Source organism: Williamsia sp. 1135 (genome assembly GCF_002095395.1).
GTDB lineage: Bacteria > Actinomycetota > Actinomycetes > Mycobacteriales > Mycobacteriaceae > Williamsia.
Genome location: NZ_MJEI01000066.1, coordinates 23,268 through 46,358, shown reverse-complemented (window position 1 = coordinate 46,358; position 23,091 = coordinate 23,268). Strand labels below are relative to the sequence as shown.

At 66.1% G+C, this 23,091-nt stretch carries 23 protein-coding genes; 3 read left to right on the top strand and 20 right to left on the bottom strand.

Going from position 1 to position 23,091, the window contains the following annotated elements; genetic code table 11:
* Nucleotides 1-156 precede the first annotated feature (156 nt).
* A complete protein-coding gene (locus BFL43_RS04740; protein WP_084889687.1) occupies nt 157-1,398 on the top strand; it encodes an IS701 family transposase in 1,242 nt (413 codons plus the stop codon).
* A 26-nt stretch (nt 1,399-1,424) separates the two neighbouring features.
* On the opposite strand, the gene lysS is transcribed toward BFL43_RS04740, so the two are convergent.
* The 15 genes from lysS to hpt all read right to left on the bottom strand — a co-directional run bounded on the left by lysS (nt 1,425) and on the right by hpt (nt 15,640).
* Nucleotides 1,425-2,882, bottom strand: a complete 1,458-nt coding sequence (lysS, locus tag BFL43_RS04735; RefSeq protein ID WP_240498060.1) for a lysine--tRNA ligase — start codon at nt 2,880-2,882, stop codon at nt 1,425-1,427.
* Between the two features lie 164 nt (nt 2,883-3,046).
* Nucleotides 3,047-3,514, bottom strand: a complete 468-nt coding sequence (locus BFL43_RS04730; protein ID WP_084891259.1) for a rhodanese-like domain-containing protein — start codon at nt 3,512-3,514, stop codon at nt 3,047-3,049.
* A 153-nt stretch (nt 3,515-3,667) separates the two neighbouring features.
* Nucleotides 3,668-4,480, bottom strand: coding sequence for a type III pantothenate kinase (locus BFL43_RS04725; RefSeq protein WP_084891257.1), 813 nt, complete (start codon nt 4,478-4,480; stop codon nt 3,668-3,670).
* Nucleotide 4,481: 1 nt separating this feature from the next.
* Nucleotides 4,482-4,940: an aspartate 1-decarboxylase gene (panD, locus tag BFL43_RS04720; RefSeq protein WP_084891255.1), complete on the bottom strand. Its 459-nt coding sequence runs from the start codon at nt 4,938-4,940 to the stop codon at nt 4,482-4,484.
* Entirely contained in the window at nt 4,937-5,854 is a 918-nt protein-coding gene (panC, locus tag BFL43_RS04715; protein WP_084891253.1) for a pantoate--beta-alanine ligase, read from the bottom strand. Before panC ends, panD begins: the two co-directional genes overlap by 4 nt.
* Nucleotides 5,854-6,741, bottom strand: coding sequence for a DUF2520 domain-containing protein (locus BFL43_RS04710; protein ID WP_084891272.1), 888 nt, complete (start codon nt 6,739-6,741; stop codon nt 5,854-5,856). Before BFL43_RS04710 ends, panC begins: the two co-directional genes overlap by 1 nt.
* 138 nt (nt 6,742-6,879) lie before the next feature.
* Complete coding sequence (locus BFL43_RS04705) at nt 6,880-8,052, bottom strand: DUF6779 domain-containing protein (RefSeq protein ID WP_084891251.1); 1,173 nt, start codon at nt 8,050-8,052, stop codon at nt 6,880-6,882.
* A gap of 111 nt (nt 8,053-8,163) precedes the next feature.
* The gene (locus BFL43_RS04700; protein WP_084891249.1) at nt 8,164-8,664 is read right to left on the bottom strand and encodes a DUF3180 domain-containing protein; all 501 of its coding nucleotides are present in this window, start codon (nt 8,662-8,664) and stop codon (nt 8,164-8,166) included.
* On the bottom strand, nt 8,661-9,194 hold the full coding sequence (gene folK, locus BFL43_RS04695; protein WP_084891247.1) for a 2-amino-4-hydroxy-6-hydroxymethyldihydropteridine diphosphokinase: 534 nt from the start codon (nt 9,192-9,194) through the stop codon (nt 8,661-8,663). The genes BFL43_RS04700 and folK overlap by 4 nt, the downstream gene beginning before the upstream one ends.
* The gene (gene folB / locus BFL43_RS04690; RefSeq protein WP_084891245.1) at nt 9,191-9,565 is read right to left on the bottom strand and encodes a dihydroneopterin aldolase; all 375 of its coding nucleotides are present in this window, start codon (nt 9,563-9,565) and stop codon (nt 9,191-9,193) included. Before folB ends, folK begins: the two co-directional genes overlap by 4 nt.
* Entirely contained in the window at nt 9,558-10,436 is an 879-nt protein-coding gene (gene folP / locus BFL43_RS04685; RefSeq protein WP_084891271.1) for a dihydropteroate synthase, read from the bottom strand. Before folP ends, folB begins: the two co-directional genes overlap by 8 nt.
* Before the next feature lie 40 nt (nt 10,437-10,476).
* Nucleotides 10,477-11,079, bottom strand: coding sequence for a GTP cyclohydrolase I FolE (folE, locus tag BFL43_RS04680; protein WP_084891243.1), 603 nt, complete (start codon nt 11,077-11,079; stop codon nt 10,477-10,479).
* On the bottom strand, nt 11,076-13,490 hold the full coding sequence (gene ftsH / locus BFL43_RS04675) for an ATP-dependent zinc metalloprotease FtsH (protein ID WP_084891241.1): 2,415 nt from the start codon (nt 13,488-13,490) through the stop codon (nt 11,076-11,078). The genes folE and ftsH overlap by 4 nt, the downstream gene beginning before the upstream one ends.
* Nucleotides 13,491-13,702: 212 nt before the next feature.
* Nucleotides 13,703-15,064, bottom strand: a complete 1,362-nt coding sequence (locus BFL43_RS04670; RefSeq protein ID WP_084891239.1) for an amidase family protein — start codon at nt 15,062-15,064, stop codon at nt 13,703-13,705.
* A 12-nt stretch (nt 15,065-15,076) separates the two neighbouring features.
* On the bottom strand, nt 15,077-15,640 hold the full coding sequence (gene hpt, locus BFL43_RS04665) for a hypoxanthine phosphoribosyltransferase (RefSeq protein ID WP_084837317.1): 564 nt from the start codon (nt 15,638-15,640) through the stop codon (nt 15,077-15,079).
* 285 nt (nt 15,641-15,925) lie between these two features.
* Between hpt and BFL43_RS04660 the strand changes: the two genes are divergently transcribed.
* Entirely contained in the window at nt 15,926-16,576 is a 651-nt protein-coding gene (locus BFL43_RS04660) for a hypothetical protein (RefSeq protein WP_084891237.1), read from the top strand.
* A 17-nt stretch (nt 16,577-16,593) separates the two neighbouring features.
* Here the strand turns inward: BFL43_RS04660 and tilS are convergent, their stop codons facing one another.
* Genes tilS through dacB form a run of 3 tightly spaced genes read right to left on the bottom strand, consistent with a single transcriptional unit; the run spans nt 16,594 to nt 19,927 of the window.
* Entirely contained in the window at nt 16,594-17,520 is a 927-nt protein-coding gene (tilS, locus tag BFL43_RS04655) for a tRNA lysidine(34) synthetase TilS (protein ID WP_240498059.1), read from the bottom strand.
* 20 nt (nt 17,521-17,540) lie between these two features.
* Nucleotides 17,541-18,557: a zinc-dependent metalloprotease gene (locus BFL43_RS04650; RefSeq protein WP_084891269.1), complete on the bottom strand. Its 1,017-nt coding sequence runs from the start codon at nt 18,555-18,557 to the stop codon at nt 17,541-17,543.
* Nucleotides 18,554-19,927 carry a D-alanyl-D-alanine carboxypeptidase/D-alanyl-D-alanine-endopeptidase gene (gene dacB / locus BFL43_RS04645; protein WP_084891233.1) on the bottom strand — a complete coding sequence of 458 codons (1,374 nt, stop codon included), beginning with the start codon at nt 19,925-19,927 and terminating at the stop codon, nt 18,554-18,556. The genes BFL43_RS04650 and dacB overlap by 4 nt, the downstream gene beginning before the upstream one ends.
* A gap of 118 nt (nt 19,928-20,045) precedes the next feature.
* On the opposite strand from dacB, the gene BFL43_RS04640 reads away from it, so the two are divergent.
* On the top strand, nt 20,046-20,558 hold the full coding sequence (locus BFL43_RS04640) for an inorganic diphosphatase (RefSeq protein ID WP_084891231.1): 513 nt from the start codon (nt 20,046-20,048) through the stop codon (nt 20,556-20,558).
* Nucleotides 20,559-20,834: 276 nt separating this feature from the next.
* On the opposite strand, the gene BFL43_RS04635 is transcribed toward BFL43_RS04640, so the two are convergent.
* Both BFL43_RS04635 and BFL43_RS04630 read right to left on the bottom strand, forming a co-directional pair.
* Nucleotides 20,835-22,526, bottom strand: coding sequence for an MDR family MFS transporter (locus tag BFL43_RS04635; protein ID WP_084891229.1), 1,692 nt, complete (start codon nt 22,524-22,526; stop codon nt 20,835-20,837).
* The gene (locus BFL43_RS04630; RefSeq protein WP_084891227.1) at nt 22,523-22,993 is read right to left on the bottom strand and encodes a MarR family transcriptional regulator; all 471 of its coding nucleotides are present in this window, start codon (nt 22,991-22,993) and stop codon (nt 22,523-22,525) included. Before BFL43_RS04630 ends, BFL43_RS04635 begins: the two co-directional genes overlap by 4 nt.
* Nucleotides 22,994-23,091 lie beyond the last annotated feature (98 nt).

Sequence of the window (23,091 nt, the reverse complement as noted above, 5' to 3'; positions counted from 1 at the left end):
TACTACAGCCGTAGATAGGTAGTTTCGGCGTGTTTGCGCTGGTAGGCGCGGTTGCCGCGGCATGATCTCGAGTTTGTGAAGACATCCAGATCAGCTGCGGCAACCGCAGCACTGAGGGTAGACCATGAGCGGTGGCATGCGGGCCTGGATGGGTTGTTGGAGTCGTTCTCGTCGCGGTTCGCGCGGGTCGAAGCACGACGCAACGCCGGTGCGCTGGTGCTGGGTTTGCTGGCCGATATAGGTTCCAAGAACTGCTGGACTATCGCCGAACTATCGGGCCATGGCACCCCTGACCGACTGCAGCACTTGCTGTCCCGCGCTAAATGGGACGCTGATCTGGTCCGCGATGACGTTCGCAGCTATGTCATCGACCACCTGGCCGACCCTGATGCGGTGCTTGTCGTTGATGAGACCGGCGACTTGAAGAAGGGCACCAACACCGTTGGGGTACAACGCCAGTACACCGGAACCGCCGGACGCACGGAGAACTGTCAGGTCGCGGTCTACCTGACCTACGCCGCCGCTCGCGGACACACCCTGATCGACCGAGCGCTGTACCTGCCGCAGCACACCTGGGCCACCGACCCGCAGCGAAGGACCAAGGCCGGGGTCCCTGACACGGTCGAGTTCGCTACCAAACCAGCCCTGGCAACCACGCTGGTCGAGGCGGCCCTCGACGCCGACGTTCCGGCCTCGTGGGTCGCTGGCGATGAAGTGTACGGCGCAGACCCGAACCTACGAAAAGCGTTGCACAACAGACAGATCGGCTACGTCCTGGCCGTCGGATGCAATCGGCAGGTCCCCACAGCCGCCGGGAAGATCCGGGTCGATGCCCTTGCTGAGAATCTACCGCCGCGGTCCTGGCACAAGATGTCTGCCGGCGCCGGTAGCAAAGGACACCGCTGGTACTCCTGGGCCTTGATCGCGACCACCGAGCGTCCCGATGTTGGCCTCTGTCACGTGTTGGTGCGGCGCAACGATAGCTCCGGCGAGCTCGCCTTCTATCGCTGCTACAGCCCGGCACCGGTGCCGCTGAACCAGTACGTCCGAGTCGCCGGGCGGCGGTGGACGGTCGAGGAATCGTTCCAGAGCGGCAAAGGCCTGACCGGTCTGGATCAGCATCAAGTGCGGACGTGGACGTCCTGGCACCGCTGGATTACCTTGGTCATGGCTGCGCACGCCTTCCTGGCCGTGCATACCGCCACTGAACGCCTGGCCCAACCCTCAGAACCTGGACTGATCCGGTTGTCGGTCAACGAGTTCCGCAAACTCTTCACGATCCTCGTCCTCACACCACTGCATGCCATCGCTGACCCCCTCCGCTGGTCACTCTGGCGACGAAAACACCAATACCGAGCCCGACAACACCACTATCAACGCAGGTCACAACAACAATGAACCCTATCTACGGCTGTAGTATTAGGTCATTGCTGCGGCTTCACAAGTGGAAAGAGGATCGTTTCCCGAATGCCGAGTCCGGTAAGCGCCATCAGTAGTCGATCAATGCCCATTCCCGTGCCGGTGGTCGGCGGCATGCCTTGCTCCATGGCGGCAAGAAAGTCCTCATCGAGCACCATTGCCTCGTCATCGCCGGCACGCGCAAGACGGGCCTGATCGACGAACCGCTCGCGTTGAATGACCGGGTCGATCAATTCTGAATATCCGGTTGCCAATTCGAAACCCCGCATATAGAGATCCCACTTCTCGGTCACACCTTCGATGGTGCGGTGCTCGCGCACCAGCGGGGAGGTCTCGATCGGGAAGTCTCGCACGAACACCGGCCCCGACAACTCGTCGCCCACCGTGTGCTCCCACAGCTCTTCGACCAGCTTGCCGTGCCCGTATCCCTTGTTCGGGGGAATCTCCAAGCCCACTCGGGCACTGATCTCGAGCAGGCGCTCCACGGACGTCTGCGGGGTGATCTCCTCGTCGATGGCCTGCGACAACGACGGATACATCTCCACCGACCGCCATTCACCGCTGAGGTCGTACGTGGTCCCGTCGGCCATCTCCGGGGTCAGCGTGCCGAGGGCACCCATCGCGACCTCCTGGATGACCTCCCGCGTCATCCGCGCAGAATCGTCGTATGTGCCATAGGCCTGATAGGTCTCGAGCATTGCGAATTCCGGAGAATGCGTCGAGTCGGCGCCCTCGTTGCGGAAGTTGCGGTTGATCTCGAACACGCGCTCGATTCCGCCGACCACGGCCCGCTTCAGGAAGAGTTCCGGCGCAATGCGCAGGTAGAGGTCGATGTCGAAGGCGTTCGAGTGGGTGACGAACGGTCGCGCCGCCGCTCCGCCGTGCAGGGTCTGGAGCATCGGCGTCTCGATCTCGAGGAAACCGCGTCGTTCCAGTGCGGCGCGCAGCTCTCGCATCACCGCGACCCTGATTCGGGCGGTTTCCCGCGCCTGCGGCCGGATGATCAGGTCGAGGTACCGCTGCCGGACCCGCGCCTCTTCGCTCATGTCCTTGTGCGCCACCGGAAGTGGCCGCAACGACTTGGACGCCATCTGCCAGGTGTCGGCGAGCACACTGAGCTCGCCGCGCCGTGAGCTGATGACCTCACCGTGGACGAAAACGAAATCGCCGAGATCGACGTCGGCCTTCCACGAGGCGAGTGCCTCTTCTCCGACTCCGCCCAGACTGATCATCGCCTGCAGTTGGGTGCCGTCACCTTCCTGCAGGGTGGCGAAACAGAGCTTGCCGGTGTTGCGGACGAAGATGACGCGCCCGGCGACCCCGACGATGTCGCCGGTCTGGGTGTCGACCTCGAGGTCGGGATATTTCGCGCGGACCTCGGCAAGTGAATGTGTTCGCGGCACCGATACCGGATACGCCTCGCCGCCCTCGGTGAGGATCTTCTCCCGCTTCGCGCGGCGGATCCGGAGCTGTTCCGGGGTCTGATCAGCGCCCTCTGATTCGGGAGTGGTGTCGACATCTGGGGTATTTCGGCCTCGGCCACGGACTTCATTCACACAGGCGACCCTATCGGCCGCGCAGAACACTGCCGAATTCATAACGCCGCCGGAGGCGCAGATCCGCTCGATCAGTGCGCGGCGTAGGTCTCCAGATCGCGGGCGGTGTGTGCGCCGAGCGGTCCACGGCCGGACGAGCGCGACAACATCTGTTGACCGCCTGCGACGAAGCGCGCGCCGGTCACACCGAGCGCCTGCAGCCGCCACGTCAGCATCTCGGCGTCGTGACCATCCCGGCCGACCAGCACCCAGCGCCGGCCGAACTCTGCGCCCGCCAGCGACACCGCGGTGCCGGGCACGAGCCGCGCGAGAATGTCATCGGCCGGAATCGCCAAGGCTCCCAACAGAATTCCGTCGCGGTCCCGATCGGACTGGCTACGGATGTCAACCGCCGTGGCACCACTATGCAGGGCTGGACCGTATTGATCAGCCGAGATGGACAACGGAGCGCAGGCGCGCGCGGTCATCGGTTCGCCGGGGCGAATCTTCACGTCGTTGCTGGTGTGGACGTCTGACAGGGGTGCGGTGAGCACTGACATCGGAAGAACTTTCAGATGTGATCGGCGGACATCAGCCGCCGAGATCGGGCACAGGGGTCATCGAGAGGCATTCAGCCCCGACAACACTCCTGACAGCTCCGGTTCATCACGCTGCAGATTGTGCCATATCCGGCCCGGCCACACCAGACCCGATCAGATCTGCGGACGCGATCGCGTGCGGGCGTCCCGCTGCCGCTCGTAGACCAGCCGCAGACCGTCGAGAGTCAGGGTCGGCTCGTGGTGCTGCAGCGTCACGCATTCGTCGAAGACAAGCGGCGCCAGGTAACCGGTCGCGATCACCGCGATGGCATCTCCGTCGAATCCGGGCACCTCGCGTCGCACTCTCGACACCAGGCCGTCGACCTGGCCCGCGAATCCGTACAAGATGCCCGATTGCAGGGCTTCGACGGTGTTCTTGCCGACCACGCTGCGCGGGGGCAGCAGTTCGACCGTGCGCAGCGTGACGGTGCGAGCGGCCAGGGCCTCCACCGCGAGGTCGATACCGGGCGCGATCGCGCCGCCCAGAAACTCCCCTTTGGCCGAGACCACGTCGACCAGGGTCGTGGTGCCGAAGTCGACCACGATGCAGCCGCGCTGGTAGGCGGTGTAGGCGGCCAGTGCATTCGCCACCCGGTCGGTACCCACCTCTTTGGGGTTGTCCACCAATAGCGGAACACCGGTTCGCACACCGGGTTCGAGCAGGACGTGGGGTCCGGCGCCGAAATACTTGCCCACCATCACGCGCATCTCCCGAAGGAGCGACGGCACCGTCGAGAGACCGACCACCGCCGTCACCTGATCGATGTCGGAGCCGAGCAGACCGCGCAGGTTCAACGCCAGTTCGTCGGCGGTCATCCGGGGTTCGGTGCGCATGCGCCAATCCCGGACGAGCCGGGCATGGTCACCCTGCCCGGCGTACACACCGAGGTGGATGTTGGTGTTGCCGACGTCCAGGGCGAGCAGCATGTCAGGCCGTACTACCCGAGAGCAGTTGCCCGGCCTCGAACTGCTCTGGATCGAGCTCCCTCGGATCCCGCAGATCGGTACCCGCGGGCGCGTGCGCGGGGTCGGCGCCGAGTTCGACGATCTTGTTCTGCTCGTCGACGAACACCACGCGGGGCCGATACTGCTTCACCTCGTCCTCGTTCAGGCCGCCGTACGCGATCAGGATCACGAGATCTCCTGGATGCACCAGATGTGCCGCAGCGCCGTTGATCCCGATGACCCCGGAGCCGCACGGGCCGGCGATCACATACGTCTCGAGGCGGGCGCCGTTCGTGATGTCGACGATCGAGACCTGCTCCCCCTCGATCAGGCCGGCCGCATCGAGCAGGTCGGTGTCGACCGTCACCGAGCCGACATAGTGCAAGTCGGCCTGTGTCACCGTCGCGCGGTGGATCTTCGATGTCATCATGGTGCGGATCATGGTGTGTTCCCTCCTCTTCCAAGAAACCCGGTGCCGATGGCGACGCCGACGTTGTCGATGAGCCGGGTGCCGCCGATTCTGGCGGCGACCAGCAACCTGCCGTCGCCCCGTTCGGGCGGAGGCTGCAAACCCGTTCCGCGCAGTTCGAGATAGTCGACCTCGACCTCCGGGTGGTGAGCCAGCACCGAACGCGCGGTGTCGAGGATTGCCGCCTCACCTCCGGCGGCTGCGTGGGCACCCGCCACCAGGGCCGCGGACAACGAGGTCGCCAGCTCACGCTGAGTGGGGTCGAGATAGCGGTTACGCGACGACATCGCAAGCCCGTCGGACTCCCGCACCGTCGGCACGCCGACGATCTGCACGTCCAGATCGAGATCACTGACCATCTGCCGGATCAGCACCAACTGCTGGTAATCCTTCTCCCCGAAGTAGGCCGCCATCGGCGCCGCGATGTTCAGCAGTTTGAGTACCACGGTGAGCATTCCAGCGAAATGTGTTGGCCGTGAACCACCTTCGAGTTCGCTCCCCAGCGGTCCGGGATGCACGGTGGTACGGGGTCCGGTGGGATACATGTCGGAGACCCCGGGGGCGAACACCAATTCGACACCGGCCCTGCGTAGCAGATCGCAGTCCTTCTTGAACGTGCGTGGGTAGGCGTCGAGGTCTTCACCGGCACCGAACTGCAGAGGATTGACGAAGATGGAGACGATGACGACCGCGTCGCCCTTCTCTTTTGCCGCCCTGACGAGTTCGAGATGCCCGTCGTGCAAGGCACCCATCGTCGGTACCAACACGACGCGCTTGCCGGTCGAACGCAGTGCCCGGCTGATCTTGTTCAGCACCGCCGGATCCCGGTGGACTGTCAGTTGTCCTGCAGTGTAAGGCTTCTCAGCGGTCACATCACTCCTGGTCATCAGTTGCCCTCGAGCAGTTCGATCATGTCGGCCGGTGGGTCGGTGTAGGAGGCCGCGCGCTTGGCCATCGCCCGGTAACCCTGCGCGATGCCCTCATCGGTGGCCGACAGGGCCGAGAGATGCCGCGCGACCGCAGCGGTGTCACCTCGCATCACCGGGCCGGTCAAGGCTTTCGGACCCGACCTCAATGTGTTGTCCAGCGCCGCGACGAGGATGGGTCCCAGCACTCGCTCGGCGCTGACGTCCTGCCCGTCGAGCACCGTTCGCAGGGCCGCCGCAGCGTCGCTGACCAGGGCGACCAGATGATTGGCGCCGTGCGCGACGGCGGCGTGGTAGAGCGTCCGGTCGCTCTCGCGGATGTGGACCGGTTCCGCCCCCATCTCCAGCACCAGGGACTGCCCGATCGCCAGCCCGATGTCGTCGGCGGCAGTGATCCCGAAACAACACGTGCGCAGGCGATCGGTGTCTTCTTCCGAGCCGATGAACGTCATCGCCGGGTGCAGCGCCAGCGGCAGCGCCCCCAGTTCGGTCAGCGGATCGAGAACGCGCACCCCGAGCGCGCCGGCGGTGTGGGCGACGATCGTGCCGGGCCGCACCGCCCCTGACTCCGCGAGGTCGGCGATCACCGTGGCCAGCCGGTCATCGGGGACGGCAAGGATCAACAGTTCACAACGCGCCGCGACCTCGGACGGGCGAAGGATCTCGGACTCGGGGAGTCGACGACGCGCCCGGTCGCGGGATTGGGCAGACCCGGCAGCGACGGCACCGACCACGTGATCGGCACGCTCGAGCGCCTGACCGATCGTGGTCCCCACTCGACCCGCGGACACGATGCCCACCGTCAGGCGCGCAGGCGCGGGCCAATTGGTAATCCCCGTCGAGGTCACCGTCGTCCTCCATTCGTTCCAGTCCCACTGATGTCTCAGTTGCGGGTACCAGACGTTCCGCAGCGAGGATAGAACCAGCACGAGCCGAACCGCCAATGCGTGTGACCGGCCTCACCCGTTGACGGGTGGTGTGATGTGTCAGTCGCGACGACGGCGACGACCACCGCTGGGGGACGAGGACTCGAATCCCGTCAGCAGTTCGGACACCGAGCGACCGGAGGCGTGGGCTCCGGGCAGTTCGGGGAAGCCGTCGGCATCGTCGGCGAGCAGCGCATCGGGTATGCCGCCGGCAGGGGGTGCGGCGACCTCCCACTCATCGGTCGGGGTCTCGTCCACGAACGCCGGTACCGGCTGGTCGTCGCCGGCAGTCTGTTCATCGGTGGGCGTCTGGGCGCGGTGACGGGTGCCACCGGCGTGCCGCCCTGCCGCAGAGCCCGCGGCGGTCTCGTCGGCATCGGCCACGGGTACTCGGAGAGGTTCGGGTTGCGCTGCGCTGTCCTCGACCAGCTCCGGGTCGAGCGGCTGCGGAACCTCGGGTTCCGAGCCATAGGCCTCGGGGTCGAAGGGCGGGTCGTACGTCACCGGGGCGGCCGGCGGATCCGCGGGCTCTGCCGGCAGCGGATCGTCATCGGTGACGACGGGGATGACCTCGGTCATCTCGTTCCGGTCACCGCGCTCGGACTGATCCGACGGCGGCGCCGTGGAGGCGAAGTCGCTTTCTGCGACCGCACCGTCGTCCGGGACCAGCGGTGCACTTCCGAACGAGGGATCGGAATACGCGAATCCGCTCGTCTGCCGATCGGATTCTCCACCACCGAAGCCGGTGTGCCGCGACCGATGCTCGAGCTCGGGCAGGCGTTCGCGTACCAGCGCGATCCGTTCGTCGGGCAGCTCACCGAGCAATTGCTCCAGACTTGCCCGCAGCGATGCGAGTTCGGACTTGAGTGCCCGCAGTTCTTCGCCGGCCTCAGCACCGACCTCCTTACGGATCTGCGATTCGACACCGAGTTCGTATTGCCTGCGAGCGGTGATCTCTCGTTCGAGTTGCAGCTCGTACACCAGCCGCAGATCGCGCGCCTTCGCGTCGGAGGAGTCGGCCTGCCTGCGGTACTTGGTCACGAGAATCGCGCCGATGACGGCCGCCCAGAGTGCGGTGATCACCGCGAGCGACCCGGCGATGCTCATCTCCGAGGTGATGATCATGAAGACACTGGAGCCCAGTGCGAACAGCAGGAGCACGCCCAGCAGCCACTGTCCGGGACCACGACGGGCTCTTCTGGCATCAGCCGATCGGCCAGCGGAGGTGGTCATTGGGCAAACATACCGTTCGAGATCGCCTCGATTCGCCAACTCACGCGGCAAGTCCCGTCACAGTCGCCCGATCCCCTGTCGTTTTGCCCGATCTCGCGTCGCTTTGGGCGGTCATGTCGCCAGGTCGTCCGACGGATCGTCGGGCGTGCGGCAGCAGTATTCGAGCCACAGCGCCGCAGCCGCCAGCAACACACCGCCGATCAAACCGATGATCGTGCCGGGACGATCGTGCTCGGCCGCGGCCAGATCGCCCTGTCTGGTCAGCAGATACACCAGCGTGCCGGCCCACACACCGGTGGCGATGGCACCGAGAATCGCCGACGCCTTGGCCAGAGCCAGTACCCGGGCGGCGGTCAACGGGTGTAGTTGGCCGTGATGGGAACCGACCTGCCTGCCTGCGACCCGAGACCGGACCACAAACGCGATGACAACCTCAAGGGCGGCAAGCACATACAGAACGATCCCGGCGAGCAGCGGGAGCGGCGGCAGGGACCCGTAACTGATCCGGACCACGAGGAAGACGACCACTGCGATCACCGCGGCCAGGATCGTCAGGTCCCGGACACGAGTGGGCCCCATCGCGTTGTCGTTCTCGGGCGGGTCGCCTCTCATCGCGGCCCGCTGCCGGTGATGACGAGCTGATCGTCGGTGCGGGTGACGCCATCGCGCTCCGACGTCGGCAGCGCAGCAAGCAACTTCGCCACCGGCACCCGGGCACCGGCGTGCCACAAGGCGGCGTCGGCGTCGGCGTCGAGCCACGGGACGAGTACGAAAGCACGGTCGGCGGCGCGCGGGTGCGGCAAGGTCAGCACCGGATCATCCGAGATGACCTCGTCGTCGTCGTGCGGCACCGAGATCACGTCCACGTCGAGAGTCCTTGGACCCCAGCGCTGCACGCGTTCCCGATCCGCCTGCTGCTCCAACTCCTGCCCGGCCTGCAGCCACTGCCCGGCATCACGCTCCGCATCGTCGACGATCAGGACGGCGTTGAGGAAGTCCTGTTGCTCCACGCCACCCCAGGGCGGGGTCGAATAGACCCCGGACGCGGCGACCACTGCGGTTCCGAGGCCGTCGCACACGGACTGCAGATGGGCGAGTCGGTCGCCGATGTTGGAGCCGATGGACAGCACCGCCCGGCTCACTGCGCCCCCTTGCGCGAGCGGCGTGCCACCACCGCCACGTCGTCGAACGCCAGATCGATTGGTGCCGAGGGCTTGTGCAGTGTCACCTCACAGGCCAAGACCTGTTCGGTCTCGAGCATCACCCGGTCCGCGATCTCGGCGGTGACCGTCTCGATGAGATTGCGCGGGGTCCCGGCGACGATGTCGTACGCCAAGTGAGCCAGAGCCCCGTAGTCGACGGTGTCGGCGAGGTCGTCGGTGGCCGCCGCCGTCCGCGAATCCACCCACAGGATGACGTCGACGATGAAGTCCTGACCGTCCTGCCGCTCGTGATCAAAGACGCCGTGGTTGCCCCGAACTTTCAACCCGCGCAATTCGATTCGATCAGCCATCATGTCCCTTCACATCTACGACCCGGTACCGTGGCCGAGTTCCGTGTGCCTGTACCGGGCGAGCGGCGCCCGCAGCCCAGGCATCGGCAACCGCCACCGCGTCCCGGCTCGCAGCGACGTCGTGCACGCGCACACCCCAGGCCCCGTTCGCGGCAGCCAACGCGCTGAGCGCCGCCGTCGCGATCTCTCGACCGTCGGGAGGGCGGGGCTCACCATCGGCATCGGCGAGAAGTGCACCGAGGAAACGCTTCCGCGAGGCGCCAACCAGCACCGGGTACCCGAGACCGACAAGAGTCGGCAGCGCGTGCAGTAGCGCCCAATTGTGTTCGGCGGTCTTGGCAAAACCCAGACCCGGATCCAGGATGAGGGCCTCCGGGTCCACCCCCGCACTGGTGGCGGCGTCGACCTGCGCCAGCAGTTCGCCGCTCACCTCCGCGACCACGTCACGGTAGCCACCCTTCTCACCGCGGTGATGGGTGAAGGAGGGATCGGACGGGCGCCAGTGCATCAGGATCCACGGGATCCGGGCATTCGCCACGACTCTTGCCATGTCCGCATCGCTGCGGCCACCCGACACGTCGTTGACGATCGCGGCGCCTGCCTCGATCGCCCGCTCGGCAACCACGGCGCGCATGGTGTCGACGGATGTCGCGATGCCACGGGCGGAGAGCCCTTCGATGACCGGCGCAACCCTGGCGATCTCGAGATCGGGGTCGACGCGCTGGGCCCCCGGTCTGGTCGACTCACCACCGACGTCGATGATGTCGGCGCCGCCGGCCGCGAGCGCGATTCCGTGAGCGATCGCCGCGTCGGCATCGAGATACCGCCCGCCGTCGGAGAACGAGTCCGCAGTCACGTTCACGACACCCATGATGACCGTGCTCATGTCGTCAGCCCCTCCCCTACGGAAATCAACTCCGTCGAGAGATCAAATCCAGGGCTTCGCCGCGCGAGACCGCGCTGGTCTTGAACTGCCCGCGAACCGCAGAGGTCGTGGTGGACGCGCCGGGCTTGCGGATACCTCGCATCGCCATGCAGAGGTGCTCCGCCTCGATCACCACGATCACGCCGCGAGGATCGAGTTTGCGGACGATCGCGTCGGCGATCTGCGTGGTGAGCCGTTCCTGGACCTGCGGACGGCGCGCGTACAGATCGACGACGCGGGCCAGCTTGGACAACCCCGTCACCTGCCCGCTGGCGCCCGGGATGTACCCGACGTGCGCGACCCCGTGGAACGAGACCAGATGGTGCTCACAGGTGGAGTACATCGGAATGTCCTTGACGAGCACCAGCTCGTCATGACCGACATCGAAGGTGGTCGCGAGGACTTCGTCCGGGTCCGAGTGCAGCCCGCCGAACATTTCCTGATACGCCCTGGCCACCCGAGCAGGGGTTTCTTTGAGCCCGTCGCGGTCAGGATCCTCCCCGACCGCGATGAGCAATTCGCGCACAGCACGCTCTGCACGATCGGCGTCGAAGGAATTGATGGCGGTCAGGTTTTCGCGAGACGTCATTGTCCGTTCTGTCCGTTCGAGGGCGGCTGGCCGTTCTGACCATCGTGACCGTCGTTGTGATGGCCATTCGTCGGTGGCTGCCCATAGGGACTGCCGGGCTGACCGTAAGGGTTCGTCGGTGGCTGTGCACTGTTCGGCGGGGCCCCGTTCTGATACCCACCGTTCTGGTAGCCGCCGCTCTGGTACCCACCGCTCTGGTACCCACCGTTCTGGGGAGCACCGTTCTGGGTAGCACCGTTCTGGGGCCCGCCATTGCTGCCGGCTCCGTTCTGCCCACCACCGGTGGGAGGCCACCCCGGCGCCGACCAGCCCGCGGGAGCGCCGTAGTCGGGTCGGGTGCCGCCCGGTGCGCCACCCTGCTGCGGTGTGCCCTGATGCTGCGGATACGGGGTCTGGGGCGGGTACTGCTGTCCCGGCAACTCGCCGGGGCCCGGTTGCGCATGCGGCCCGACCTTGGCGAGCTCCGGCGAACGCGGCGGCTCGGGTGGCCAGGGCTCGCCCCGCTCCTTCGCCAGCTCGCCCGGGGTCTTCACCGGAGGCTTGTCGCTGGGGGTGCGCTCGCCGAACTCGTTGAACGTGGTGATCCGCGGACGCTTCTCCACCTTGCCGAAGATCTTCTCGAGATCCTTACGCGTCAGGGTCTCGCGCTCGAGCAACTGGGTGGCCAGGACATCGAGGATGTCGCGGTACTCGGTCAGGATCGCCCACGCCTCGGTGTGCGCGGCCTCGATCAGTCGGCGCACCTCGTCGTCGATTTCCCCGGCGATCTCGGCCGAGTAGTCGGAGTGCGCTCCCATCGAGCGGCCGAGGAACGGGTCGCCTTGTTCCTGGCCGTAGCGAACAGCACCGAGGCGCGCGCTCATGCCGTACTCGGTGACCATCGCCCGAGCGATCTTGGTCGCCTGGTCGATGTCGGAGGAGGCGCCGGTGGTCGGCTCGTGGAAGACCAGTTCTTCGGCGGCACGTCCACCCATGGCCATCACCAGGCGAGCGATCATCTCCGAGCGGGTCATCAGGTCCTTGTCCTGCTCGGGCACTGCCAGCGCATGACCGCCGGTGCGTCCACGAGCCAAGATCGTGACCTTGTAGATGGGGTCGAGATCGGGCATCGCCCACGCGGCGAGCGTGTGCCCGCCCTCGTGATAGGCGACGATCTTCTTCTCGTGCTCGCTGATGATCCGGCTCTTGCGACGCGGACCACCCACCACGCGGTCGACGGACTCCTCGAGTAGTTCGGCGGTGATGGAGGTGCGGTTCTCACGGGCCGCGAGGAGAGCGGCCTCGTTGATGACGTTGGCCAGGTCCGCGCCGGACATACCCGGCGTGCGCTTGGCCAGACCGTCGAGGTCGGCGTCGGCGTCGATGGGCTTGCCCTGGGCGTGGACGTTCAGAATCGCCTTACGTCCTGCGATGTCGGGGTTGCCGACCGGGATCTGCCGGTCGAAACGGCCCGGGCGCAGCAGCGCTGGGTCGAGGATGTCGGGGCGGTTGGTCGCCGCGATGAGGATGACACCTGAACGCTCACCGAACCCGTCCATCTCGACGAGGAGCTGGTTGAGGGTCTGCTCACGCTCGTCGTGGCCACCGCCGAGGCCGGCGCCGCGCTGGCGTCCGACGGCGTCGATCTCGTCGACGAAGATGATGCAGGGGCTGTTCTTCTTGGCCTGCTCGAACATGTCGCGCACGCGCGAGGCACCCACACCGACGAACATCTCGACGAAATCGGAGCCGGAGATGGTGAAGAACGGCACCCCGGCCTCGCCGGCCACTGCGCGGGCGAGCAAGGTCTTACCCGTTCCGGGGGGACCGAAGAGCAGGACGCCCTTCGGGATCTTGGCACCGAGGGCCTGGTAGCGGGCGGGGTTCTGCAGGAAGTCCTTGATCTCGAAGAGTTCTTCCACGGCCTCGTCCGCGCCTGCGACATCCGCGAACGTGGTGCTCGGCATGTCCTTGTTGAGCTCTTTCGCCTTGGACTTGCCGAAGCCCATGACCCCGCCCTTGCCACCACCCTGCATCCGGCTCATCACGAAGAAGAACAGCCCGAAGAGCAGGATCAGCGGCAAGATGAAGATCAGCATCTGCATCAGGAACGACTCTTTGTTGACGTTCGTCTGATAGACGGCTCCCGAGGCGTCCACACGGTCGAAGACCTCTTCGGTGGTCTGCGCCGGGTACTTCGAGGAAATCTTCTTGTCGCCGTTGACGGCGTCTTTCAACGTCATCCGGAGCGTCTGCTCACGGTCGTCGATCTGAACCTCGTCGACGTTCTTGATGTTGAGCTGGGTCATCGCCACCGAGGTGTCGACGGCCTTGTAGTCACGGTTGCCGTCGCGGAGCACGGTCCAACCCCAGATCGCCAGCACGATTACGGCGACGATCGCCAGGTTGCGAAAGACAGTCTTGCGGTTCATTGAGGTGTGTCAGCCGATCCCGACGGCCACGTAGTGGCCCTCGCTGTGATCTCGGCGCGTCCTTCCAGTCGGGATGTCTGATTCATCAGGCTACCCGTCAACGATTCGTCGTGGTCGAGCGTTCCCTCCCGGCAGAATTTAGACTTCGCTCACTTTCCTGCGCCCCGCTCGTGGAATTTCACGAGCAAAGCGCAGTTCTGTGAGCAGGAGGCTCAGAACCCTGGCGCGACCCTTTGCCAGGGGCGGGCGATCTCGAGCTGAGCGGCGAGCTTCAACAGCAGCGCTTCCGACCCGGGCCGACCTGCGAATTGCACCGCCATCGGAGTCCGGGAGACGGGATGGACGCCGAAGGGGACCGACATCGCCGGCCAGCCGAGCAGATTGAACAGTCCGGCGTACGGGGCGTAGTTGACGTTGGCCCAGATGTTCGACGCCCAGCCCTTGGCGCTCCACTGCTGCGCCTTCAAGGGCGGGGTGGCGAGAGTCGGCGTGAGCAGCAGATCGGCCTTGTTGCGATCGAGATAGGCGAGCACCTTCTGCTCCACCCTGCTCACCTGCACGTCGTGGACCAGGTCGAATCGGCTGACGGCCCGACCCAGGGCCGTGTGGGTCTTGCTGCGTCGCTGCAGCTTGCCGAGATCACCGCCTGCCTCGGCGATGCTGTCCGCATCTGCCGCGGCGCCCGCGAACCACCGGAACAGCAACGGAGCCGGGTTGGTCGGGTACGGCAGGTCGGCGTGCGGGACGCGATGCCCCAGATCCGCCAGCACCCCGCTGCAACTGGCCTGTGCCTGGGCCCAGTGCTTGTCGGCCTTGCCCACCGCCAGCGGGAAGTTCTCTGCGACAACGATTCGCAGGTTTCCGGGATCAGCTTCGGTACCGGCGCGCGCCAGCTCCAGATCGTCGGCCATCACGCCCAGCATCAGCGCCGCGTCGGCGACTGTGGTCGCCAGCGGCCCGTTCTCGCTCATGTTGAACCAGCCGTTGCCGCCGAACTCCCGCGGCACCACGCCCAATCCGGGTTTGATCCCGAACAGACCGCAATCTGCGGCGGGGATCCGGATCGAGCCGAGACCGTCGTTCCCGTGCGCCAGCACCACCTGCCCGCTGGCGACCGCAGCAGCCGATCCACCGGACGACCCGCCAGGGGTTCGCTTGTCGTTCCAGGGGTTTCGCGTGGTGATCGCCGGGTTGTCCGTCGTACCCCACATACACAGCTCTGGGACCGCGGTCAGGCCGACCACCACCGCCCCGGCGGCGCGCAGTCGGCGAACAACGGTGTGATCGGTGAGCTGGGGCGCCCGCGAGGTCGCCTCGGAACCGATCGTCATCGGTTCGCCGGCGACGGGGACGTTGTCCTTGATGGCGACCGGCACCCCGGCCAGCGGCAGCTTCGCCAGATCCGGGTGGGCGGTGAGGAGCTCCGCCTCGGCAATCGCCTTGTCCGCCCGCACCTTCACGAAGGCCCCGATCGCACCGTCACGCTGTGCGATCCGCTCCAGCGATTCCCTGGTCACCGCCACCGGATCCACTTGCCCGGCGCGTACTCTCGCGGCGATCTCAACAGCAGTCACGGTGGGGTCGCCTCAGTCCGTGTAGACCTGCGGGTGCAGCCGGCCGACGTACGGCAGGTCGCGATACCGCTCCGCGTAGTCGAGGCCGTATCCCACGACGAACTCGTTGGGGATGTCGAAGCCGACGTCCTTCACCTGAACATCGACGCGGATCGCGTCCGGTTTGCGCAACAGGGTGCACACCTCGAGCGACCGCGGATGCCGAGTCCGCAGGTTCTTGATCAACCAGGACAAGGTGAGACCCGAGTCGATGATGTCTTCGACGATGACGACGTCGCGGTCGTGGATGTCGCGGTCGAGGTCCTTGAGGATCCGGACCACACCCGATGAGGACGTCGACGATCCGTACGAGCTCACCGCCATGAATTCCAGCTGCGACGGGATGGGCAGCGCCCGCGCGAAGTCCGTCATGAACATCACCGCACCCTTGAGAACCCCGATCAGCACCAGATCGTCGGGAGCGTCGCGATATCGCTCCCCCACGGTCTGCGCGAGTTCAGCGATCCGTGCCGAGATCTGCTCCTCGGTGACCACAATCGCTTCGATGTCGTTGCCATATGGGTCGCGCTGCTGCATCACGTACCTCATCATGCCTCAACCCCATCGAAGGGCACCGCGTGGATACGCCGTCTGATCCTTCGACCGAATGAAGTTATTCGAAAAGTATGAGCTTGAAGGTCAATTCTGTTTTACTGATCTGGCTTGAGACGCAGGCAGCGAACGCACAGTTCCACGGGCCGAATCCAGACGCAGTTCGGGGTGATCGACCACCGGGTCGAACGAGGCGGAGAGATCGGATCAGGGCGCGTGGGGGGAAGACACGAACCGGGTAGATCAGCGCCCATGAACTCAGGGATACGAATGAAAATCAGAACCGGATTGATCGCGATCTTCGCCACCGCGGCGACGGTCGCAGGCCTGGTAACCGCGGCACCGGCGAATGCTGCGCCACCATCGGCCGATATCGGATACACCGCGGACGTCGTGGGAGACCACGTCGTGTTCGAAACCGACATCGGATCCCTCCGCAAGTCGGGCAACCAGTTCGAGATCGTCGATGCCGCGGGCAACGTCGCTGCCTCGATCCCGCTGGTCTACAACCTCGACGACCAGCAGTTCCCAATCATCGCCGACATCACCGGCAACACCGCGACCCTGACCCCGGTTCGCGACGCGGCCAGCGCGACCAAGGTCGACGTCAGCGACAACATCCGCAAGCAGGTCGCGGACGGTCCCCGGACGCGTGAGGAGCGGGACCTGCAGGCCCTGCAGACTCTCGGAACCTACGTGAGCGTGGCTGTCACCGTGGGAACTCTCATCGGAACCATCCTCGGTGCCGGCATCGGCTGCGTCGTCAGTCTTCCCGCGGGGTGCATCCCGGGTCTGGTGACCGGCGCAGGCATCGGCGGGGTCGTCGGAACCATCGTGGCCGGCGGACCGACCCTGATAGGTGCTGCGATTCAGTACTTCAACACGATCAACTCGCCGTTCGTTCCCCCGAAGGCAAGCTGAGGCAGACTGACACGACGTCAGCGGACGCGGCGTTCGACCACGAGTCGGGCGTCGCGTCTCGCTATCTCCAGCCGGTGATCGTGGGCGCCGCCGACGGCGACCGGCCCCTGCCCGCGCCACCCGGTCACCAACGCCCCGACCGCTCTCACGACCGTCTCCGTCGGCTCGGTCGCTCCCTGCCGGAGCAGCCACCGCCGCAGCAGACGCGAGCGGATCGCCGGCGCCAGCATCTCGAAGTCGGCGCAGGCGACGATGTCGCCTGCGATCAACGCGCTGTGCTGGTCGGCGACGTTCTCGACGACGTCGAGGTCATCACGTAGTTGTTCGGCCGTACGCGCCAGCGCCTGCGCGACTCCCCCCTGCAGGACATCTTCGAGCAGCGGCAGTACCTCGGCACGTAGCCGCACCCGGGTGAACCGTGGATCGGTGTTGTGCGGGTCGTCATACGGCGAGAGCCCGAGGTCGGAGCACGCGGTGCGGGTGGCTGCCCGCCTGATCGTCAGCAACGGTCGGCCCAGCGGCGCCGTCCACGGCTGCATCCCGGCGACGGAACGGGCGCCTGATCCGCGCGCCAATCCGAGGAGGACCGTCTCGGCCTGATCGTCGAGCGTGTGTCCGAGTAGCACCGGCAAGCCGTCTCGAGCCTCGTCCAGAGCCTGATAGCGCGCTGTCCGGGCCGCTGCCTCGGGCCCCCCGCTGCGACCCACCTCGACCCGCAGCACTCGTGGGTGTGCGCCGAGTCCGCTCGCGGCGAGAGCCGCGCGTTCGGCCACCTCCGCGGAACCGGGTTGCAGCCCGTGATCGACGATCAACGCCCGGACACCGAGACCCGCGCGGATGGCCGCAGCGGTCAGGGCCAGCGAGTCGGCACCTCCGGACAGCGCGACACAGACGTCGGTGCTCGCGAGATGTCGTTCGGCAAAATCGGCCACGACGCCGGTGATACCGGCGACCGCAGCAGAGTTCACAGCACCCGGTCGATCCACAATCGTGGCTGCTCGATCTCGGCAGGTAGCGGCATCGTCTCGGGGCCGGTCCAGATGGCGTTGAACCGGGCCATGCCCACGGTCCCCACCACTTCGTCCACGAAGGCCTTGCCCCGAATATATTGCGCGAGTTTGGCATCCATACCGAGCAGAGCGCGCAGCAGGCGTTGCACCGGATTCTGCGGCCGGGTGCGGCGTTTGTCGAAGGCGCTTCGGATCCGGTCGACGGTGGGGACCTTCGCCGGTCCCACCGCATCCATGACGTGGTCGGCGTGCCCTTCGAGGAGGGTTCCGAGCATCATCATCCGGCTGAAGGCCTCGTATTGTTCGGGCGACTGCAGCAGCTGCATCGCGCCGACGATCCCCTTCTCGCGCTGCTCCCCACTTCTGAGTGCAGCACTCACGCGGCTGACCATCTCGCCGCCCGACTCGCTGTTCTCCGCGGTGAGCGACTCGACGTTCGACGACATGTAGTCGCGCAACCAGGGATTGGCCGAGAATTGCACCCGGTGGGTCACCTCGTGCAGACACACCCATAACCGGAAGTCGCTGGGCACCACGCGCAACGCACGTTCGACGGCAATGATGTTGGGAGTGACCAACATCAGCACACCGTCGTTGCCGGACTCGGGATCCGGCGTGAACGGGTCGTACTGGCCGAGAATCGCCCCGGAGAGCAAGGCCAGCAATCCGCCCGCCTGGACACCGGCAAGACGTCCGCTGATCCCGGGCTTCGAGTTCTCGTCATCGGCATCGAGCATCGCCGACATCGATCGAGTCGCCGCCTCTATCCAGCCGCCGCGGTCCAGGATCCGCGCCGTCGGGACCGGCAGACCATCCGCCAGGCCGGTGACATCGCGGACCGGCGCTTCCGCAGCCACCGCGGAGGACGCCAGCTCTTCGCGGGCTGCAGTCAGCGTGTATCCGGTGGTGACCGGTCCGGGGCGGGCGACCTTCTTGCCGATCGTCGCCGCAAGCTGCCAGTCGATACTCATCGGCACCCACAATCCCGCAGCGCCACCGCGATCGTGTCGAGCGCAGGTCTCGCGACATCCGGCGACGTCCCGTTGGACATCAGGGCAAAACTCAGCACGCGACCTTCTCTCGTCTGCACAACGCCGACCAGCGCGCTTGCGCCCGTGAGGGTTCCGGTCTTGGCCCGGACCCAGCCTGCTCCAGCCTGGTTTTCGGTCGCGAACCGTTCCGCGAGAGTGCCCGTCGCTCCGGCCACCGGCAGCATGTCCAACAGTGGCCGGAGTTTCGGCTGCGCCGTTCCCGCGCCTGCGTTGACCACCTTGTCGAGCAGGCCCGCGGAGACCCGATTGTCTTCCGACAGTCCGCTGACGTCGGCGATCACCGTTCCGTTCATGTTGAACCCATAGTCGCTCAACGCTTTCCGCACCGCATCGATTCCGCCTGCCATGGTGGGCCTGCCACCGGTGGCCATGGCGATCTCGATGGACACGGTTTCGGCGAGGACGTTGTCACTCGCCCTCATCATGTCGCCGAGCCGGGTGACCAGCGGCGCGGACTCCACCTGCGCGATCACCTGCGCCCCGGCAGGCGCCGTCGCCTGCGCCACCGCGGCATCGACCCCGAGCTCGGACGCCAGCGCAGCCCCGGCCGTGACCGCGGGGGTGGCGGTACGGGGCGAGTCGATCTCGAGGGGCTCGACCCTGCCCGAGTCGGCGATCAGCGACTCGATCGGCGTGATGTTTCCCCCGGCGATGTCTGCCGGATCCCAGCTCTCCGTCATGGTCGGGCCGCTGAAACCGCTGGTGTCGACGGCCACGGACGTGACGTTGATCCCGGCCTTCTTGATCTGCGCTGCGAGGTCGCTGATGCGCGGGGCATCGGTGAAGAAGGTTTCCTCGCCCGCGGGCTGCACCGACAGCGTGGGATCGCCGGCGCCGACCAGGATCACCTGACCACCCTTGCCCGCGACCACCGTCGTCGTGATGCGCTTGTCGTGCGGCAAGGACACGAGCGCGGCAGAGGCGGTGAGGATCTTGATCGTCGACGCGGGCACCATCGGCTGGTTGGGGGTGGCAGACCACAGGGTCTGGCCGCTGGCGGCGTCGGAGATCTCTCCGGAGAGTTGCCCGAGATCGGGGTTGGCCAGGGCCTGCGTCAGATCGGCACGGACGCCATCGGGGGTCGGCGACGGGGCATCGGCAGCCACCGGGTTGATCCGCGGGGTCAGGGAAGCGGGTGAGGGCTGCGGAACAGCACCCTCGGGCAGGGCATCTGAGTCCTGATCGACACGAAGTGCGATCACCAGCACGATTGCGGCCACCACGATCAGAACCACCACCGGAACCAGCGTCCACAGCAGTCCCTTGCGGCTGCGCGCACTGCCTGCCACTTATTACCTCCGGTCAGAGTTTCACTCCTTGGTCCCGCCGAGCGCGACGGTCCCAGGTCTCCACAGTATCGTTGAGTCGATTTTGGGACCGGCTACGCACAACGCACCAGGAGGCACCGTGGACTTCGACGTCACCATCGAGATCCCCAAGGGACAGCGCAACAAGTACGAGGTCGACCATGAATCCGGAAAGGTGTACCTCGACCGCTATTTGTACACCGCGATGGGCTATCCGGCCGACTACGGATTCATCGACGGGACCCTGGGCGAGGATGGCGACCCCCTGGATGCGATGGTCCTACTGCCCGAGTCCGTTTTCCCGGGCGTGATCGTCCGCGCCCGGATCGTCGGCATGTTCCGGATGACCGACGAGGCCGGCGGCGACGATAAGTTGCTGGCCGTGCCCGCCAAGGACGTCCGCTGGGACCACATCCAGGACATCGGTGACGTGCCGGAGTTCGAACTCAAGGCAATCGCCCACTTCTTCGAGCACTACAAGGACCTCGAGCCGGGCAAAGAGGTCTTCCCCGGTGGCTGGGCAGGTAAAGCCGACGCCGAGAAGATCGCCCAGGAGGCCATCGACCGCCTCGCCGAGCACCCGCACGAGGCGAACGAGCCTTCCCGCGGCTGACCGCACTCATCGGCAGAGAGGCCCGACCCCCCACCGGGGGTCGGGCCTTTTGTCGCGTGGGGTTGGCTTTGCTGTGAGGGGTTTCGTGTTCGTCTCACCAGCTGTGTTTTTTCGCTCCGCTTCGCTACGCGGGGCAGGCGGCCGCCATCGCGTCGTCTTCCTTCCTCCTCGCATCGCTTCGCTCGCTCGTCGTCTGTCCAGACGACGCGGGCCGCCTGCCGGGCGGGGCGAGTTCGCCTTGCTCACCGCCCAGCGTCGCGTCGGTACTCAGCGGGGTTACGGCTCTACAGCCTCAGGTTTGTCCCGGGCAGCTTGCATGCCGGATTGGGTGCGCAGGGGCACCTCTTTCCAGAACAGCACCAAGACCAGCGCGATCAACGACACGATCGAGACGCTCAGGAACACCTTGTCCATCGCGTCGGCGAAGCCGACCTTGATCGGCCGTGAGATCGGTTCGGGCAGTTTGGCTATGACAGACGTGTCGTCCATGACACTGCCGGCCTGCCCGCCTCCGGCCCCCGGATTCTGGGCGGCAGCGGCCAGTCCCTTGCCGAACGCCGAGACCTGGGCGTCCGGACTCTGGGCGGCCTGCGCCACGGCCTGGCGGAATTGCGGCGAGCTCGCCTCGTCCCTCAGACCGTCGGTGATGTTCGGGCCCATCAGGCTGAACAGCACGGAGAAGAAGACCGCAACACCGAGAGTGCCACCGATCTGACGGAAGAACGTCGCGGACGCCGTCGAGACCCCCATGTCTTTGGGCGGCAACACATTCTGCAAGGCCAGGGTCAACGGTTGCAGCATGTTTCCGAGGCCGAATCCCAAGAAGAACGCCATGGTCATCACCACGGCAACCGGCGTGTCGACGCTCATCAGATGCAGCAGGAACGTGGAGACGGTGAGCAGCACAGAACCCACGACGGGGTAGATGCGGTAGTGACCCGTCCGGGAGATGAGCTGGCCGGAGATGATGGATGCGCTCATCAGACCGAGCACCATGGGCAGCATCTGCAGGCCGGCCATCGTCGGGCTCGATCCGCGGATGACCTGGAAGTACTGCGGCAGCATGGAGATTCCGCCGAACATGACCATTCCGACGACCACGGAGATAACGATGCCCTGCGCGAAGATCCGGTTCTGGAAGATCCGCAGCGGGATGATCGCCGCCTCTCCCATCTTGTGTTCGACCCAGACGAACGCCGCGATACCGACGACTCCGGTGATGTAGCAGGTCAGCGCCCAGCCACTGCCCCATCCCCAGATCCGGCCCTGCTCGGCCACGATCAGCAACGGCACCACGCCGAGCGCCAACAGCCCGGCGCCCCACCAGTCCACCCGCTGACGCACGTTGCGGATCTGGTCGTAGTCGAGAACCCGGAAGACGACGATGAGCGCCACGAGTCCGATCGGGACGTTGACGAGGAACACCCAGCGCCAACCCGAGACCCAGAGGATCGAGTCCTGGCCGGCGAGCAGTCCGCCGAGCACGGGACCGATGACACTCGAGGTCCCGAAGACCGCGAGGAAGTAACCCTGATACTTGGCGCGCTCGCGAGGCGGCACGATGTCGCCCACGATCGTCAGCGCCAGCGACATCAGGCCACCTGCACCGAGGCCTTGCAGGGCGCGGTACCCGGCGAGTTGGTACATCGACGTCGCGGTACTGCACAGCAGCGACCCCACAATGAAGATCGAGATCGCCGTCATGAACAGCGCCTTGCGCCCGTACATGTCCGACAATTTGCCGTAGAGCGGCGTGACGATGGTGGCGGTCACCAGGTACGCAGTGGTGACCCATGCCTGGAGGGAGTACCCCTGGAGGTCGTCGGCAATGGTCCGGATGGCGGTCGAGACGATGGTCTGATCCAGGGCGGCGAGGAACATTCCCAGCATGAGTCCGCCGAGGATCGTCAGGATCTTGCGGTGCGAGAGCTCACCACCGGCGACGGCAGGCTCGGTCTTGTCCGTCAACTCTGGCCTTCCTCGGTCGTCGCACACGCCAGAGTGGCCTCTGCGCCCTCGACGAATCGGCCCATCAAAGTGGTCAGGGCACTGACGTCGTCTTCTGACCAGTCGTTCATCATCACCCGCAGTTGCTCGCCGCGACGGGTACGCAATTCGGCAACCCGTTCGCGCCCGGTGTCGGTGGCGACCAGGATCGTCGCCCGCCCGTCGTTCGGATCGGCCTCCCGACGCACATACCCGAGTCGGACGAGGTGCGCGACGTGCCTGCTGATGGTGGAAGGGTCGGCGAACATCGCTTCCGCCAGCTCACCCGAGCGGGCGGGGGCGTCAGCGAGGCGGAACAGGCAGTTGTAGGCGGCGGTCTCGACGATCCCGTCCGGCGTCCGCAGTCGCATCGCTGCGAGTCGCTCGCGAATCTGCGCGTACCGGGCGAGGACCTCTATGAGATCGTCTACCTGATCAACCCGTGTCATCGCGCTCACGACCCCTTTCGGCTCCGGCCGGCTGTCCTTTCGGCAATCAACGAGTTTCGCCCCACAACTAATTGGCCGCCGCAAGTATGCGCGTAACC